This is a genomic window from Cellvibrio sp. UBA7671, from assembly GCA_002483145.1.
GTDB classification, from domain to species: Bacteria; Pseudomonadota; Gammaproteobacteria; order Pseudomonadales; family Cellvibrionaceae; genus Cellvibrio; species Cellvibrio fibrivorans.
The window spans coordinates 164,137-180,013 of sequence record DLHJ01000019.1; the positions used below are offsets into that span (position 1 = coordinate 164,137).

Annotated in this window: 11 protein-coding genes; 8 read left to right on the forward strand and 3 right to left on the reverse strand. The window is 48.9% G+C overall.

The features are described from left to right. Window positions 1-4: 4 nt before the first annotated feature. The 4 genes from nagP to nagB are packed head-to-tail and all read left to right on the forward strand — an operon-like array spanning window position 5 to window position 4,490. The gene (nagP, locus tag B4E62_RS19750; protein WP_331353266.1) at window positions 5-1,309 is read left to right on the forward strand and encodes an N-acetylglucosamine MFS transporter NagP; all 1,305 of its coding nucleotides are present in this window, start codon (window positions 5-7) and stop codon (window positions 1,307-1,309) included. A 45-nt stretch (window positions 1,310-1,354) separates the two neighbouring features. Beyond that, window positions 1,355-2,443: an acyltransferase family protein gene (locus B4E62_RS19755; RefSeq protein WP_331353267.1), complete on the forward strand. Its 1,089-nt coding sequence runs from the start codon at window positions 1,355-1,357 to the stop codon at window positions 2,441-2,443. Between the two features lie 46 nt (window positions 2,444-2,489). Beyond that, the gene (gene nagA, locus B4E62_RS19760; RefSeq protein ID WP_331353268.1) at window positions 2,490-3,647 is read left to right on the forward strand and encodes an N-acetylglucosamine-6-phosphate deacetylase; all 1,158 of its coding nucleotides are present in this window, start codon (window positions 2,490-2,492) and stop codon (window positions 3,645-3,647) included. 48 nt (window positions 3,648-3,695) lie between these two features. Beyond that, window positions 3,696-4,490, forward strand: coding sequence for a glucosamine-6-phosphate deaminase (gene nagB, locus B4E62_RS19765; protein ID WP_331353269.1), 795 nt, complete (start codon window positions 3,696-3,698; stop codon window positions 4,488-4,490). A gap of 82 nt (window positions 4,491-4,572) precedes the next feature. On the opposite strand, the gene B4E62_RS19770 is transcribed toward nagB, so the two are convergent. After that, on the reverse strand, window positions 4,573-5,625 hold the full coding sequence (locus tag B4E62_RS19770; RefSeq protein WP_310075095.1) for a LacI family DNA-binding transcriptional regulator: 1,053 nt from the start codon (window positions 5,623-5,625) through the stop codon (window positions 4,573-4,575). Between the two features lie 288 nt (window positions 5,626-5,913). On the opposite strand from B4E62_RS19770, the gene B4E62_RS19775 reads away from it, so the two are divergent. Continuing rightward, window positions 5,914-6,753: a GTP-binding protein gene (locus B4E62_RS19775; RefSeq protein ID WP_331353270.1), complete on the forward strand. Its 840-nt coding sequence runs from the start codon at window positions 5,914-5,916 to the stop codon at window positions 6,751-6,753. 165 nt (window positions 6,754-6,918) lie between these two features. Beyond that, window positions 6,919-11,463: a two-component regulator propeller domain-containing protein gene (locus tag B4E62_RS19780; protein ID WP_331353271.1), complete on the forward strand. Its 4,545-nt coding sequence runs from the start codon at window positions 6,919-6,921 to the stop codon at window positions 11,461-11,463. A gap of 27 nt (window positions 11,464-11,490) precedes the next feature. Here the strand turns inward: B4E62_RS19780 and B4E62_RS19785 are convergent, their stop codons facing one another. Beyond that, window positions 11,491-11,802 carry a DUF1244 domain-containing protein gene (locus B4E62_RS19785; RefSeq protein WP_310075091.1) on the reverse strand — a complete coding sequence of 104 codons (312 nt, stop codon included), beginning with the start codon at window positions 11,800-11,802 and terminating at the stop codon, window positions 11,491-11,493. 275 nt (window positions 11,803-12,077) lie between these two features. Between B4E62_RS19785 and motA the strand changes: the two genes are divergently transcribed. Together motA and motB are read left to right on the forward strand one after the other, a co-directional pair. Next, window positions 12,078-12,935: a flagellar motor stator protein MotA gene (gene motA / locus B4E62_RS19790; protein ID WP_310075089.1), complete on the forward strand. Its 858-nt coding sequence runs from the start codon at window positions 12,078-12,080 to the stop codon at window positions 12,933-12,935. Window positions 12,936-12,947: 12 nt separating this feature from the next. Beyond that, window positions 12,948-13,949, forward strand: coding sequence for a flagellar motor protein MotB (gene motB / locus B4E62_RS19795; protein ID WP_331353272.1), 1,002 nt, complete (start codon window positions 12,948-12,950; stop codon window positions 13,947-13,949). 94 nt (window positions 13,950-14,043) lie between these two features. On the opposite strand, the gene ybaL is transcribed toward motB, so the two are convergent. Continuing rightward, entirely contained in the window at window positions 14,044-15,753 is a 1,710-nt protein-coding gene (gene ybaL / locus B4E62_RS19800; RefSeq protein ID WP_331353273.1) for a YbaL family putative K(+) efflux transporter, read from the reverse strand. Between the last annotated feature and the right edge of the window lie 124 nt (window positions 15,754-15,877).

Genomic DNA, 15,877 nt, shown 5'->3' on the forward strand with positions numbered 1-15,877 from the left:
GACCATGAGTAACGACGCTATTGCTGTCCCGGCACCGGGCGCAAATTCAAAGAGTTCATTTCTTCCTTTGGCAATGATTGCCGGGATGTTTTTTATTTTCGGATTTGTCACCTGGCTTAATGGCTCGTTGATGCCTTATTTGGAAGTGGTTTTGGCGTTAACCCCATTTCAAGCTTCATTTATTCTGTTTTCTTTTTATATTGCGGTAACGGTTTTTTCGCTGCCATCCTCCTGGATAATTCGTAAAGTCGGTTACAAGAATGGTATGGCAATTGGCCTGGCTACCATGGCTTCAGCTGCACTGATTTATATCCCTGCTGCAAAAACTCACTGGTTCGGTATGTTTTTGATTGGGCAGTTCATGATGGGTGCCGGACAAACGCTGGTGCAAACAGCAGTGAATCCTTACGTAGTAAAAATGGGGCCTGAAGAGTCTGCGGCGCGCCGTATCAGCATCATGGGTATTCTCAATAAATCGGCGGGCATTGTTGCACCTATTGTATTTACTGCGTTGATTTTGGGGGGGATGACTGGGCACCCAACGACAACACCAACGCCCGAAGAAATTGAGCAGATGGCAAGTAATTTGGTATTGCCGTACATCTACATGGCCTTAGTGATTGGTGCTGTGGCATTTTTGGTAAAATTTTCTTCGTTACCTGAATTGGAATCTGAAGACGATAGTTCAGAAAAATTACCGTTGCGTGGTGCGCTGCAATTTCCAAATCTGGTATTGGGCGTGATGGCGTTATTTCTCTATGTTGGTGTAGAAGTAATTGCTGGTGATACGATTGGCGCTTACGGCCGTAGCATCGGGTTTAGCAATTTCTCTATCCTTACGTCAATCACTATGACCTGTATGGTGATTGGTTACATACTGGGTATTTTATTAATTCCGCGTGTTATTTCTCAGCAAAATATGTTGCTGGTGTCTGCTGCGCTTGGTGTATTTATCAGCCTGTGTATTGTATTCGGCAGCAACGAATCTACTTCTATTTCTTCACTGTTTGCCTTTCTCGGCGCGCCTGCAATCCCTAACACTATTTTGTGTATCGCATTACTGGGTTTGGCGAATGCCATCGTATGGCCGGCAATTTGGCCTTTGGCATTAAGCGGTTTGGGTAAATACACCGCAACGGGTTCTGCGTTGCTGATTATGGCAATTGCGGGTGGTGCGGTTGTACCTGTGATTATGGGCGCATTATCAACGGTTATTGACCGCCAAACGGCTTATATTGTGATGACACCCTGCTATTTGTTTATCCTCTTTTATGCAGCTAAAGGATACAAACTGCGTAGTTGGAAATAAGGTCTAAATATCAGTAACACGACTACATGATTTGCGAGGTATCCGATGGTCAAGCAGCGTTTTCTAGCGTTGGATGTAATGCGTGGTTTGACCCTCGCGTTGATGATTCTGGTAAACACTCCCGGTTCCTGGGAGTTTGTTTACGCGCCCTTGCTGCATGCAAGTTGGCATGGTGCGACGCCCACCGATTTTGTATTTCCTTTCTTTATGTTCATCGTTGGCTCGGCAATGTATTTTGCTGTGCGTGGCTTGAACACACTCGGTTTTGCTGCAAAATCCAAAAAAATCCTGCGCCGTGTTGCGCTGCTGTTTTTAATAGGTGTGCTGCTCGCTGCATACCCGTTTACCGAAAGCCTTGAGCAATGGCGAGTGATGGGCGTATTGCAACGCATCGCTGTTGCCTACGGTTTTGCTGCATTTATTATTTTGTATTTTGGTTTTACCGGGCGAGTCGTTATTAGCGCAATTTTATTGGTCGGGTACTGGGGTTTGTTAAACTTATCCGCCGACCCATACAGTCTTGAGCACAACATCGTGCGTCAATTTGATTTGAGTGTGTTGGGTGCAAGCCACCTGTGGCAGGGAAAAGGTATGCCCTTTGACCCAGAGGGTATCCTGAGTACCTTTCCATCGATAGTGAATGTGATTATCGGTTTTGAAGCCACACGGGTATTACTCGCGAGTGAAGACAAAGAAAAAGCACTGAGTAAATTGTTTGTATCTGCACTGGCATTGATTGGTTTGGCGTTATTGTGGAATACCGTTTTCCCGATCAATAAATCCTTGTGGACCAGCCCATTTGTATTGCTGACCTGTGGTGTTGCGATTTTGATGCTGATTTTATTGGTGAAGCTTGAGCAGTCGGCGGCAACCAACGCCATCAAACCTGTGTATCACTTCTTTGAAATTATCGGAAAGAATCCACTCTTTATTTATGTGCTGTCGGGTGTGTTGGCAACTACTATGTATTTAATACCGATTGGCAATGAATCACTCTACACCGCACTTTATGCGGCCTTCCGCAGTGTGACTGACCCTTATTTTGCATCGCTAGTGTTTGCAATGTTGCAAGTGGCGATTTTGTGGCTTGTTGCCTGGGTATTGCACAAACGCAATATTATTATCAGTTTGTAACGTTTGTCGCTGTCAGTGCGGCGAGCGATTTTTGACAGGTGTTGTTATGAAACAGGCGTTAGTGGGCGCGCGCATTTTTACCGGTGAAGACTTCCTGGAAAATTATGCGGTAGTGGTCGCAGGCGAACAGATTGCAGCGCTGGTTCCCGTCGCTGAACTGGATGAATCTATTCCGCAAATTTTATTGGACGGCGGTGTGATTGCGCCGGGCTTTATCGATTTACAAGTCAATGGCGGTGGCGGTGCGTTTTTTACTAACGATACCAGCGTCAGCGCAATCGCGACCATGTTGAATGGTCATCGCCCTACAGGCACCACCTCGTTATTACCTACTTTGATTAGCGATACCCGTGAAGTACACCAGGCTGGTGTTAAAGCCGTTGCCGATGCTGTTGCCGCCGGAATGAAAGGTGTGCTCGGAGTTCACGTTGAAGGTCCGTTTTTTGATATGGCGCGACGCGGTGCGCACAACGAACGCTACATTCGCGAAATGGAACAGGCTGATATCGATTGGTTAGTTGCCTCGGTAAAAGGCCAGCACGATTTTAAAGTCATGCTCACGCTTGCGCCCGAACATGCGGCGCCTGGTCAAATTAAACAATTAACCTCAGCTGGTGTAGTTGTCTGTGCTGGTCATACCGATGCGCATTACGAATCGGTAGTGAGTGCACTCAAAGAAGGCCTCTCCGGATTTACCCATTTATACAATGCGATGCGCCCAACTACTGGCCGCGAGCCAGGCGTTGTGGGAGCTGCACTGGAAGATGCAAACAGTTGGTGCGGAATTATTATCGATACCTACCACGTGCATGCCGCTTCTGCACGTATTGCTTGCGCCGCAAAACCCAAAGGCAAAATGTACTTAGTGACGGATGCTATGTCGACTGTCGGCTCGCCCGAAAAATCTTTCCAGATTTACGGCGAAACTATTTATGAAAAAGATGGCTGTTTGGTAAACGCAGAAGGGCGTTTGGCAGGCAGTGCAATCGGCATGATTGACGCAGTGCGCTTGAATACCGAATGGGTTGGCATGGAGTTGAGTGAGAGCTTGCGTATGGCGGCGCTATACCCTGCCGAATTTATGCAGGTGGATAAGTATCTCGGTCGAATTCAATCAGGTTTCCGTGCGGATTTAGTGCATTTTACGGATGATTATCGTGTAACCCATACTTGGGTTGCCGGTGATTTTTTGCGGCATAGTTAGTTTTAAATTGTTAATTTTTTCGGTCAATACCACTCACTGGAGTGTTCAATGAAAGTTGTTATTTTGAAAGATGCTGCTGCAGTTGCTAAATACGGCGCGAACATTTTTATTAAACAAATCAGCCGTAAACCTGATTCGGTAATGGGTTTGGCAACTGGCTCAACGCCCGTGGCGCTTTACAAAGAATTAATTGACGCTTACAAAAGTGGGCAGGTTTCATTTAAAAAAGTGAGCAGTTTTAACCTGGATGAATATTTGGGCTTGAACCCAACTCATCCGCAAAGTTATCGCTACTTTATGAATCAACAATTGTTCGATCATATTGATATCGATAGAGCCTCTACCTTTGTTCCGCCGGGTGATGCAGAAGATCCATTTACTGCCTGCGCACTTTATGAAACTGCAATCAAACAAAAAGGCGGTATTGATATTCAATTATTGGGTATCGGGCGCAATGGCCATATAGGTTTTAACGAGCCGTCTTCATCCTTGATGTCGCGCACGCGCATCAAAACCCTTACCCGTGCCACCATTGATGATAACGCGCGTTTTTTTGGCCCCGATGAATACCAGCCGCATTTATCCATCACCATGGGTATAGGCACTATTCTCGAATCGAAAAAAGTCGTGTTGTTGGCAACAGGTGAAAACAAAGCTGAAGCAATTAAAGCTACTGTAGAAGGCCCACTCACAGCGGCATGTCCGGCCTCTGCGTTGCAGTTGCATGAGCAGGTAGTCTTGGTGATTGATGAAGCGGCTGCATCATTGTTATCGGATGTGGAGTTATACAAGCATATTGAAATCGAAAATCAGAAATTGTTGGAGCGACTGGGTCGCGCGTGATTTTTATTGTCACCGATTAAAAATAAAAAGGCCGACTTGATTGCAAGTCGGCCTTTTTTATAGAGCTGAGTTGCTATTGTCGTCAACGTTTTGATGGAGCAGGGCAAGTGGAATCGCGCACAATTAATTGCGGATAAAAACCTTCGCTCTCTACATCGCGATGCGCGCGAATGGTATCAATCAACAATCCGGTGGCGCGCTCTGCGATGGTGGTGTTGGGTTGTTGCGCGGTGGTTAAATTTGGCCAGGCTTGGCGGGAGAAGGGGCTATCTTCAAAGCCGACAATGGATAATTGTTGCGGCACATCCACGCCTTGGATGCGCGCCGCAAACAAAGTACCAGCCGCGATTTCGTCGTTACAGGCGAACACCGCTGTTGGTTTTAAATTGGATGAGAGCAATTGGCGGGTGCGTTTTACCCCGGATTCAAACGAGTATTCACCGGGCAGGATTAATTTTTTATCGAGCGTAATTTTATTGGCTTTGAGTGCAGCCTTGTAACCTTCCAAACGTTCGCCGCTGGATTTATGCGCTTCTTCACCTCCTAAGAAGGCGATGGCTTTGTGGCCGAGGTCGATCAGGTATTGGGTAATTTTGTACGCGGCGGTGCGGTCATCGATAAAAATGCAGGGCCCTTTTTTATCTGGCGCCTGTGAGCCAGACAGGATGCGTACAAACGGTATTTTGCGTTTGCCCAGCGCCGATAATACTTCCGGCATTTCCGACATCGGCGGTGTCAACACCAGCCCGCCCACCTGGCTACGATCCACCATGTTGAGCACTTCATCAATAATGTCATCGGCCTTGGAGTTGCAGGGGTGGATAACCAACTCATAGCCCTGGCGACGGCATTCCCCCAGAATCCCCTTCTGCATATCGATCACATAGTTGCTGTTGGGGTTGTCGTAAATAAAACCAATCGATGAGGCTGCACCGCGCAGTAAGCGCGCCGATAAGTTGGGTTGGTAATTCAGCGCCTTGACTGCCTGCATTACCTTGTCTTGCAGCTCCTGGCCGACAGTTCCTTCTTTATTGATCACACGCGATACGGTCTTAAAGGAGACTCCGGCCAACTTGGCTACATCTTTAATCGTGGCTTTGGATTTGGGTGCGTGTTTATCGACACTGGTTTTCATAGGTTTTTAGGCTTATCAGGCAATTGATTATCAGGCAGACCCCTACAGGGCTGGTTGCTAGGGTAGAGCTTAGGCCATCCAAGCGCAATGATTTCGCTGCCGCCGCATTTTATTTGTTTCCGCTGGCGTCAAGAGCCGTAACGGTGGCGCAAGGTTTTGTAAAGAGTTTTGCGGCGGGGAAATCCCCAATGGCAACATGGTCTAGAGTTAAGGATGGGTCAAGCTGTTGCAGGGATTCCCGTCGGCAATTAAAAATAGATCACAACAATAAAATAATGAGGTATCGCTATGAACAGACTCTTTGCATTCCCCAGTCTCTTGCTCTTGTTAATACCCCTTGCACTACCCGCACTGGCGCAGCACAAATTGGAGCAGGCGTGGCTGACTCCCGACTTACCCACCCCGGAATCAGTGCTTTATGTATTGGGGAATGATGAACCTTATTTGTTTGTTTCCCTGATCGACGGTCAGGGTGATGGCGTTGATGGCAAGGGCGGAATTGCCAAATTGTCTACTGAAGGGGAGGTCATTGATAAGGAGTGGTTCTCAGGCCTTAATGCTCCAAAAGGGATGGCGATCTACCAGAACCGGTTGTATGTGGCCGACCTTACCGACTTGGTGGTGATCGATATTAAAAAACAGGCGCTGGTTAAAAAGATTCCCATCGCCGGGTCAGTTTTTTTAAATGATGTCACCGCGAATTCCAGTGGTGTGGTGTTTGTATCTGATACCCGCACTAATAAAGTCCATCGCATTGAAAACGACGAGCCAAGCCTGTATCTGGAAAATATGACCAGCGCGAATGGGTTGAAAGTGTTTGGTTCTAGTTTGATTGTTGGTGCTGGCCCGGAATTATTATTGGTGGGACCGGATAAAAAGCCGCTGACTCTGGCAAAGGGTTTTGCCCAGGGGATCGATGGTATAGAGATGACCGAACGCGGTGAATTTATCGTCTCCTGCTGGGCAGGGTTGGTGTACTACGTTTACAGCGATGGCAAGATTGAGTTGTTGATCGATTCCCAAGCCGAAAAAATCAATACGGCCGATATTGGCTTTGACCCAAACACCAAGCGGGTTTTTGTACCCAACTTTTTTAAAAATTCGGTCACTGCCTATCAGTTGAAATAGGGGTGGGCATGCGCTCAGGCCGGTTGCCTCAATCTGCCTGAGCGGTTTAACTGTTACTTCGTTCCCTTCGCTCCTTCCGGATAGCTGCTAAAATTGGAGTTCGCCAGATAAATTAAGCTGGTTTTGGTTTGTCCACCCTATATCAGTATCCCGCTGGAGCTGACGATGGCGCTTGCCCCACTGCTTAAATTATTGATAGTCAGCTGTTTATTTGTGCCGCTTTTTACACTCGCCCAGACCGCACCTCGTCCACTGGATAGCCCGCCGCTACACTATTCCTTCAGCCATATATTGCCGGATCAAGTTGCCGCTATAGGCTACATCAGCACCGTTGCGCAGGATTCAGAGGGTTTTATGTGGTTCGGTGGCGCCAACGGCCTTGCGCGTTACGACGGTTACAATCTGGTTATTTACCGCCGCGACGATATCGATGAACACAGTTTAAGCAACAACTACGTCAACGATATTCATCTCGACCGCGATGGCAATCTATGGATTGCAACCCGTAAAGGCATCAATCGTTACGATGCGCAGCTAAATCGTTTCACCCGCTACAGCGTCGCCAGTACCCCCGAATTGCTCAGTGCTGATGACATTATGTCAATTGAAGAAACCGATGATGGCCGCTTTTGGTTGGCCAGCCGCGGTGGTCTTTACAGCTATACACCCAGCAACAACCAATTCCAGCTTCACACCCTGGAAGATAAGGCTTCTACGGCTGGCGAGGGTTTGCTTTGGGCGGTCGTTAAAGACCAGCAAGGTAATTTATGGGTCGGCCATCAGGATCGCGGTATCTCTCGCTTTAATCCGGCTACGGGAGAAATGCGCCGCTACGCGCAAGCGCAAGGGCTGACTTCTGCGGATATTCGCGAGCTCTATGTCGATTCTGCCAATAACCTGTGGGCGGGCAGTTATGGTGCGGGCCTGTTTATGCTGGATGACAAGCGCGAGCACTTTGTTGCACTTGAACACGATACCCAGGAAAAAAGCGCAATGGTCATGGCGGTGCTGGAAGATCGCCAAAAAAATCTATGGGTGGGCGATGGCAGTGCCGTTTATGTCCGCGCACCCGGCGCACAAACTTTTGCCCGTTTTACCTATGACGAAACCAATCAGGCATCGCCCGGCAACTATGTGGTGAACACACTCTTTGAGGATGCAGCAGGCGATATTTGGCTCGGTTATTTTCCCTCGGGTGTCGATGTGATTGATCGCCAGGCCTCGATTTTCCACAACTACAGCCATAGCCCCAATGACCCTAATACGGTAACTGGCGGCGGTGTACTTTCGGGCTTAAAAGACGCGCAAGGAAATTTGTGGATTGGCTCCGGCTACGGCCTGAATTATTTTGATCCCAGCACTCAACAGTTCACACGCTATGTTTACGATCCTGAAAATTTGACGGGTATTGGTGGCAACACTGTGTTGTCGATGGTTTTGGGAGCCGACAGGGAATTATGGTTGGGAATCTATTCGGGTGGGCTTAACCGGTTAGATATAAGCACCGGGAAATTTACCCGTTACATGCCTAATCCTGACAGCGCCAACGCGATTCGCGGCCGCGAGGGCTGGTCGGTCATTCGCGATCAGCAGGGGCATATCTGGGTTGCGACCGAGGAGGGATTGAATCGCTACGATCCCACTACTGATTCTTTCCGCTATTTTGTACCTCCACCTGAGCACCTCGACGGTGACAAAGCACTTTATGCCCGGGTGGTTTATCAAGACCGGCAGGGACGTATTTGGGTTGGCGGTATTCGGGGTCTATTTTTATTTGATCCTGCTACCGAAACTTTCACGCGCTACCGCCATATAGATAATGATCCAACCAGTTTGAGCGCGGATTTTGTTTTTGCTATGTATGAAGATAGCCGCGGTAATTTCTGGGTGGGCACCGACGGCGGCGGGATCAATTTGTTTGATCGCACCACAGGTAAATTCACCGCCTACACCAGCCGCGATGGCCTTGCCGATGATGTGGTCGCCGGTATTGTGGAAGACCCGCAAGGTTACTTGTGGTTAGGGACCCAAAAAGGTATTGCCCGCTTTGATGTTGATAAAAAACAATTCCGCAATTTTGATAAGCGCCACGGCTTAAACGACAATTTGTTTAACCGCAATTCACCCGTGGTAATGAATTCGGGCGAATTGTTTTTTGGTAACAGTAAAGGCTTTGTCGTGTTTGACCCAGCCGCAATTTCTACCAATAATTATTCGCCGCCCATCGTATTTACCAACTTACTCATTCTCAATAAACCGGTCATGGTAAACGCAAAGGGTTCGCCCCTCACTGCGTCGATTAACCATATCGATGAAATCAGGCTTTCGCATGAAGACGCGGTGGTTACGCTGGAGTTTTCTGCACTCAATTTCCAAATGACTGAAGAAAACCAATACGCCTACCGCCTGTTAGGTTTTGATGGCGATTGGATTTTTGCTGGGACAAAACGTACGGCTACTTACACCAACCTTGACCCGGGCTATTACGTATTTGAAGTTAAGGCGAGTAACAACGATGGAGTGTGGAGCGATAAACAAGCGCGCCTCGCGATCCATATTGCGCCGCCGTTTTGGTTAACCTGGTGGGCATATCTGGGCTACTTGCTGATAACTTGTTTGCTGTTTTACTGGTTTGTGCGTATCCAACAATTAAAATTGCGCTATGAACAACAACAAGTTGAACAAGAGCGATCACTGGTGCGTCGCCTGCAGCAGGTTGATAAATTAAAAGATGAATTTCTCGCCAATACCTCGCACGAATTGCGCACACCACTCAACGGCATTATTGGATTGGCGGAGTCGTTGCTGGATGGATTAAATGGCCCTTTACCTGCACATACGCGCTACAGTTTGCGCTTGATTGCGGCTAGCGGAAAACGGCTTGCAGCGCTCGTGGACGATATTCTTGATTTCGCCAAATTAAAAAATCAGGGTGTGGTATTGCACAAAAAAGCGGTGGACTTGCGTGTGCTGGTCGATATTGTTATCACCCTCTCACGTCCATTGGTAGGTGATAAGCCGCTCACCTTACACAATCACGTGCCGGAAAATTTACCTGCTGCCTATGCAGATGAAGATCGGCTGCTGCAAATTTTGCACAACCTCATCGGCAACGCAGTGAAGTTTACTCATGAGGGCAGCATTAATATTTATGCAGAAGTAAACGAAAAAGAAGATCAAATTTTGGTGCAAATTGCTGACAGTGGAATAGGCATAGCCGCAGAACACTTAACAACTATTTTTCAACCTTTTCAGCAGGTAGATGGCCGTGCAGAACGTGTCTACGGTGGGACAGGTTTGGGATTATCCATCACCAAACAATTGGTAGAGCTGCATGGTGGAACCATTAGTGTTCAATCCAATGCCGGTCAGGGTTCGGTATTCTGTTTTAGTTTGCCTCTGTCGCTGGAACTTCCTGCACAGTCTGCAGTTGACGATACTGCACATGAACTGGCGGTTGATTTTGTTGAAACGCCCACACAGCAATTAAATGAATCCCGGGCGGCTCGTACTGGCAAGACATTCCAGGGACACATACTGGTGGTGGACGATGATTCGGTAAATCGCTTGGTGCTAGTGAACCATCTCGCGCTGCGCAACTACCGTGTTACCGAAGCTGCCAGTGGTGAAGAGGCTATCGCACTGGTAGAAGAACATGGCGATATTGATCTTGTACTGCTCGATATCATGATGCCGAAAATGTCTGGCTATGAAACCTGCAAACGCTTGCGCGAGTCTTATAGAACCTATGAGTTACCAATTATTTTTCTCACTGCCCGCAGCCAGACCCAGGATTTGGTGATGGGTTTTGAGGTGGGCGCGAATGACTATTTAATTAAACCGATCTCCAAAGAGGAATTACTGGCGCGCGTCGACATGCATCTGCAGTTGTACAGTGCGACGCAGTATTTGGATCGCAAAGTGGCTGAGCGCACTGAAGAATTGCGCGCAAAAAATGAAGGCTTGAAACAGGCGCAACAAGAACTACAAAGCGCGTACCAGAAATTGGAAGAGGCAAGTTTGTCAGACCCGCTTACCGGGTTGCACAATCGTCGCTTTCTGAGCAAATCCATGCCTTCTGATATTTCGCTGGTGGAGCGCGAATACCAAAATTGGTTGTTCGCGAATCAAACCAATGGCGATGATGAAATCCATTGGCCACTACCCAAAGACCACGATTTAATTTTTATGTTACTCGATGTGGATTATTTCAAATGGGTCAATGACAGTTACGGCCACAGTGCGGGTGATAAAGTGTTGGAACAATTGAGCCGCCTGTTGGAAGATGTGTTGCGCGATTCCGATTATCTTGTGCGGTGGGGGGGGGAAGAATTTTTAATTGTCGCGCGTTTTTGTTCGCGTGCAGAAGCACCGGAAATGGCCGAGCGAATCCGCCAAGCGGTCGCGCATTACACCTTTGATCTAGGCAATGGACAGCAGCTGCAAAAAACCTGTTCGATCGGTTATGCGGTTTATCCATTTTATCCGCAAGTGCCCAATACCTTGAGCTGGGAACAAGTGGTGGATACGGCGGATCGCGCGCTCTACGCCGCAAAAAATGCCGGACGCGATTGCTGGGTAGGTATCGCCAGTAAACCGGGGGTGGTGCTGGATATGAACCCTGCTGTCGATAAAAACCTCAATCTCTTGCTCGCCAAAGGTGCAATTGAAATTGAGGCTTCAGTAGATAAAACGCAGGTTAAATTTTAACTATGGTTTTATTTTTCTCGTCGCTTGTTATTTGTCATGCTGTGTTTGTTGAAATTGTTGTAACTGCGCAGGGTTAGCATCAGTCTGGTATTTTTCTTTCCATTCAGCGTAAGGCATACCGTAAATACGCGTGCGCGCATCTTCATAATCCAGTTCGATGTTGTCTGCCTTGGCCGCCGCTACATACCATTTGCTCAAGCAATTGCGACAGAAACCCGCGAGATTCATCAGGTCAATATTTTGCACATCCTTGCGGCTGTCCAAATGCTCCAGCAAACGGCGAAACGCAGCAGCTTCCAATGCTTGTTGGTTGGCAGGCGAGAGTTCATTAATTTTCATAAGTTAACCTTTAGCTTCTGGATTAGTGGCCGATTAAGTGGCGTGCGCCAGTGTGGGTGATCGTCAGTGGCAGGTCAATTGCAGCTAATTCATCGGCGTTGCTTGAACCTCAAATCAACCTGCCTATACTCAAACCGTGCTGGCCGCATTGTCGTATTTGTCATGTTTGTTTTGTGAGCGTTTTTGCCGCCGTCTTTTTGCCGTATTAATGCAGGGCTGTTGCTGTGCCGGGGCCGTTGCTACCTTGAGGCCGTTTTTATGTTGGGGGTAAGTGCGTGAATATAATTCTAGGGATTATTATCGTCCTGGGCTGTGTAATTGGTGGTTTTGCCATCCATGGTGGTAACCCCATGGCGTTGATGTCGCCGATTGAGGTACTGATTATTTGTGGTGCCTCGTTTGGTGCGATGGTGATCGGCAACCCGCTCTCGGTCACAATGGGCGTAATCAAATCGGCCGGGGCACTCATGACCCCATCCAAATTTAATAAAACCTTTTATCTGGAAATTCTGACCCTGCTGTACGACATCCTCAATAAAACCCGCCGTGAGGGGTTGATGGCAATTGAAGGCGATATTGAGGAGCCAGATACCAGCCCCTTGTTCGCCAACTACCCGGAAATTCTGAAAGACCACCACATAGTGGAATTTATCTGCGATTACCTGCGCATTATGGTGGCGGGCAACATGGCACCCCATGAGCTTGAGTCGCTTATGGAGCAGGAATTGGATGGGCATCATCAAGAGGCCGCTGTCATTCCCGGAGCCATACAAAATGCGGCGGATGGTTTGCCAGGCTTTGGTATTGTTGCCGCAGTGCTGGGGGTAATCATTACCATGGGCAAGATTGGCGGGCCACCTGGTGAAATCGGGGCGGCGGTGGCAGCGGCCTTGGTGGGAACCCTGTTGGGGATTCTGTTTGCCTACGGGTTTATTGCACCCTTTGCCTCTTACCTCGGCGGCAAGAACCGCGACGAATCGCGTGCCTATGAATGTGTTAAAGCCGTTCTGGTTGCCTCTATGAATGGTGTGCCGCCGCAAGTTGCTGTGGAATTTGGTCGCAAAGTACTGTTCCACAGCGTTCGCCCCAGCTTTAAAGAGTTGGAAGAACAATATCGCGCCAGCAAGAAGTAAGGGCAGAGGTTTATGGAAAAGGGCGCGAATCAGCAACCCATCATTATCAAAAAGAAGAAGGCGCATGGCCATGGCCACCATGGTGGCTCCTGGAAAGTAGCGCTTGCTGATTTTATGACTGCACTAATGGCGTTCTTTTTGTTGATGTGGCTGTTAGGCAGTACGTCTTCAGAAGAACAGAAGGCGATTGCGGCGCATTTTAAAGATCCGGGCAGTAAATATGTGGTGGGCGAGGGGGGGGCTGATCTCGGTCTAATCACTCAAGACAAACCTTTGGAGCAAACCGAATCAGATGACCCCAATGATGAAACTGCCAATGATCAGGAGGCTACCAAAGATCTGACGGAAGAAGAATTGCAAAAAGAGTTGGAGCGTATTGAAACGCAACAACTGGAAGAGTTGAAAAAACAATTGGAAACTGAAATCAATGCGCTTGATTCGGTCTTCCAGCAAATCAAGGACCAAATCCTGATCGACTTTACCGCGCTGGGTTTGCGAATCCAGATTGTCGATAAAGACCAGCGCCCTATGTTCGATGTCGGCAGTGCCAACTTACAACAGTGGTCATCCGATGTGCTGAATGCATTGGCACCGATTTTGGATAAAGTGCAAAACAAAATCAGCGTCACTGGTCATACCGATGCAACCCCTTATGGCGTAGGTGCAACCTATACCAACTGGGAATTGTCCGCCGACCGCGCTAATGCCGCGCGCCGCGCGTTGTTGGAAGGTAGCTATCCGGAAGGCAAGGTTGCTACAGTGCAAGGTATGGGTTCAGCTGCACCTTTGGTGGTGGATAAACCAGGCGAGCCGATCAACCGTCGGATTGCGATCATTGTGCTGAAAAAAGCAGTTGCTGATGCGTTGGGCAGCGGTGCGGGAATTGATAGCAGCCAGTTGATGAAAAGCGGTGATACGTTTGCCAAGCCTCCTGTGCAATCGCAGCCGGCCGGACCGAAAATTCTTTCACCCACGGAAGTGGATGACGCTATTGATGCGGCCAATGCACAATAATCCAACTAATTCCTGATGCGAAAAAAGGGGCTGGATAACCAGCCCCTTTTTTTATGCACTTGTTTTATCGCAACTTACTAACAGTAATTGCGCGTTAGCTTTTGCCCATCCGTTGCAGCACATGTTCTGCCATACCACCGGCCAATTGTTGTTCGCTTAAAAATATCCGTCCGATATTTTCTTTCACCCAGAGTTCGGCTTCCTCTTCGTTGTGGGTGCGAATCACAGTTTCAATTTTTGGGTTCAACTTGCGCGCAATGTCCACCATTTGGCGCACATGGAAGGTGTTGGAGGTTGCTGCGACCAATATGCCTGCCTTGGCGATATGCGCTTGGATGAGCACATTCGCGTCAGATGCATCGCCGCACACTGCTGGAATGTTTTTCGCGCGCAACTCTTCAACAATTGCGCGATTCGCTTCAGTAACAACGTAAGGTATTTGCTTCTCGTCGAGTATTTTGGCAATACGACGACCCACTCGACCATAACCCACCAGCACCACCTGGCCTGAAAGATATGCCTCGTCGGTACTCATCGGCAGTACTGCCAATGGGTCATCGCGTACCTCCAGTTTTCGTGCAAAAGCGGAATGCTTAAGCGCCCACTTACGCAGCGGTTCCAGCAGCGTAAACATGAGCGAGTTGAGTGCGATGGACACCAGAGCGCCGGCGAGGATTAGGTTTTGTGCTTGAATATCCATCAACCCTAGACTGATACTCAATCCAGCCAAAATAAACGAAAACTCACCTATCTGCGCCAAGCTCGCACCGACAATCAACGCCGTATTCAGCGGGTAGCGGAACACCAGTACCAGTGCTACAGCGGCGATGGTTTTCCCAAACATAATAATGGCTACGACGGCGAGCACTTTTAGCGGCTCGTCGAGCAAAATGTTTGGATCAAACAGCATACCGACCGACACAAAAAACAATACGGCAAATGCATCGCGTAGGGGTAGTGAATCATCGGCGGCGCGGTGGCTGAATTCCGATTCGCGCAGCATCATGCCCGCAAAGAAAGCACCCAGTGCGAAGGACACATCGAACAACAGCGCCGAACCATAGGCGACCCCTACAGCAGTGGCGATAACACACAAACTGAACAACTCGCGCGAACCGGTACCGGCCACCCACCAGAGCAATTTAGGCAACAAGCGTTTACCGACCACCAGCATAAATGCTACAAACGCGGCAACCTTACCCAGTGTAATCAACAGCGTGACGGCGATGTGCTGGTCATTGGTGGCCGGGGCGTGGCCATCGGCGGCGGGAATAGTTCCCATGATGCCCGCAACGACTGGCAGGAGTACCAACACCAGTACCATCACCAGATCTTCCACCACCAGCCAGCCTACCGCGATACGGCCATTAAGCGTTTCAATTTGCCCGCGCGCTTCGAGCGCTTTGAGCAGCACCACCGTACTGGCACAGGAAAGCGATAAACCAAACACCAGGCATTGCGCCAGATCCCAGCCCCAGCAATAGCCTGCACCGGCGCCGAGCAGAGTGGCAATGGTGATCTGTAGCATCGCACCCGGTACGGCGATACGTTTGACAGCCATCAGGTCGCCCACCGAAAAATGCAGGCCAACACCAAACATCAGCAGCATCACGCCAATTTCCGCGAGCTGGGCAGTGAGTGCCATGTCGGCGACAAAACCGGGAGTTGAGGGGCCGATAATAATACCGGCCACGAGGTAGCCGATGAGCGGTGGTAAGCGCAGGCGCGCGGCGACGAACCCCAGGATCATCGCCAGGCCGAGGCCGGCCGCAATAGTTGTGATTAGGCTAATGTCATGTGGCATAAGCAGCTAAGTCCTTGATGAATGAGGGTTAACTATATTGGCAGGTGGCAAAAAAGTGTAATCATTGGGTCCATATTTACCTTTTATATATGGCTATTTTACCCCGCCGGGATTGAATAGCCGC

Bases quoted from the DNA above. Each gene is read 5' to 3' on its own strand.
- nagP (WP_331353266.1), top strand. From the start codon at position 5: ATGAGTAACGACGCTATTGCTGTCCCGGCACCGGGCGCAAATTCAAAG.
- B4E62_RS19755 (WP_331353267.1), top strand. From the start codon at position 1,355: ATGGTCAAGCAGCGTTTTCTAGCGTTGGATGTAATGCGTGGTTTGACC.
- nagA (WP_331353268.1), top strand. From the start codon at position 2,490: ATGAAACAGGCGTTAGTGGGCGCGCGCATTTTTACCGGTGAAGACTTC.
- nagB (WP_331353269.1), top strand. From the start codon at position 3,696: ATGAAAGTTGTTATTTTGAAAGATGCTGCTGCAGTTGCTAAATACGGC.
- B4E62_RS19770 (WP_310075095.1), bottom strand. From the start codon at position 5,625: ATGAAAACCAGTGTCGATAAACACGCACCCAAATCCAAAGCCACGATT.
- B4E62_RS19775 (WP_331353270.1), top strand. From the start codon at position 5,914: ATGAACAGACTCTTTGCATTCCCCAGTCTCTTGCTCTTGTTAATACCC.
- B4E62_RS19780 (WP_331353271.1), top strand. From the start codon at position 6,919: ATGGCGCTTGCCCCACTGCTTAAATTATTGATAGTCAGCTGTTTATTT.
- B4E62_RS19785 (WP_310075091.1), bottom strand. From the start codon at position 11,802: ATGAAAATTAATGAACTCTCGCCTGCCAACCAACAAGCATTGGAAGCT.
- motB (WP_331353272.1), top strand. From the start codon at position 12,948: ATGGAAAAGGGCGCGAATCAGCAACCCATCATTATCAAAAAGAAGAAG.
- ybaL (WP_331353273.1), bottom strand. From the start codon at position 15,753: ATGCCACATGACATTAGCCTAATCACAACTATTGCGGCCGGCCTCGGC.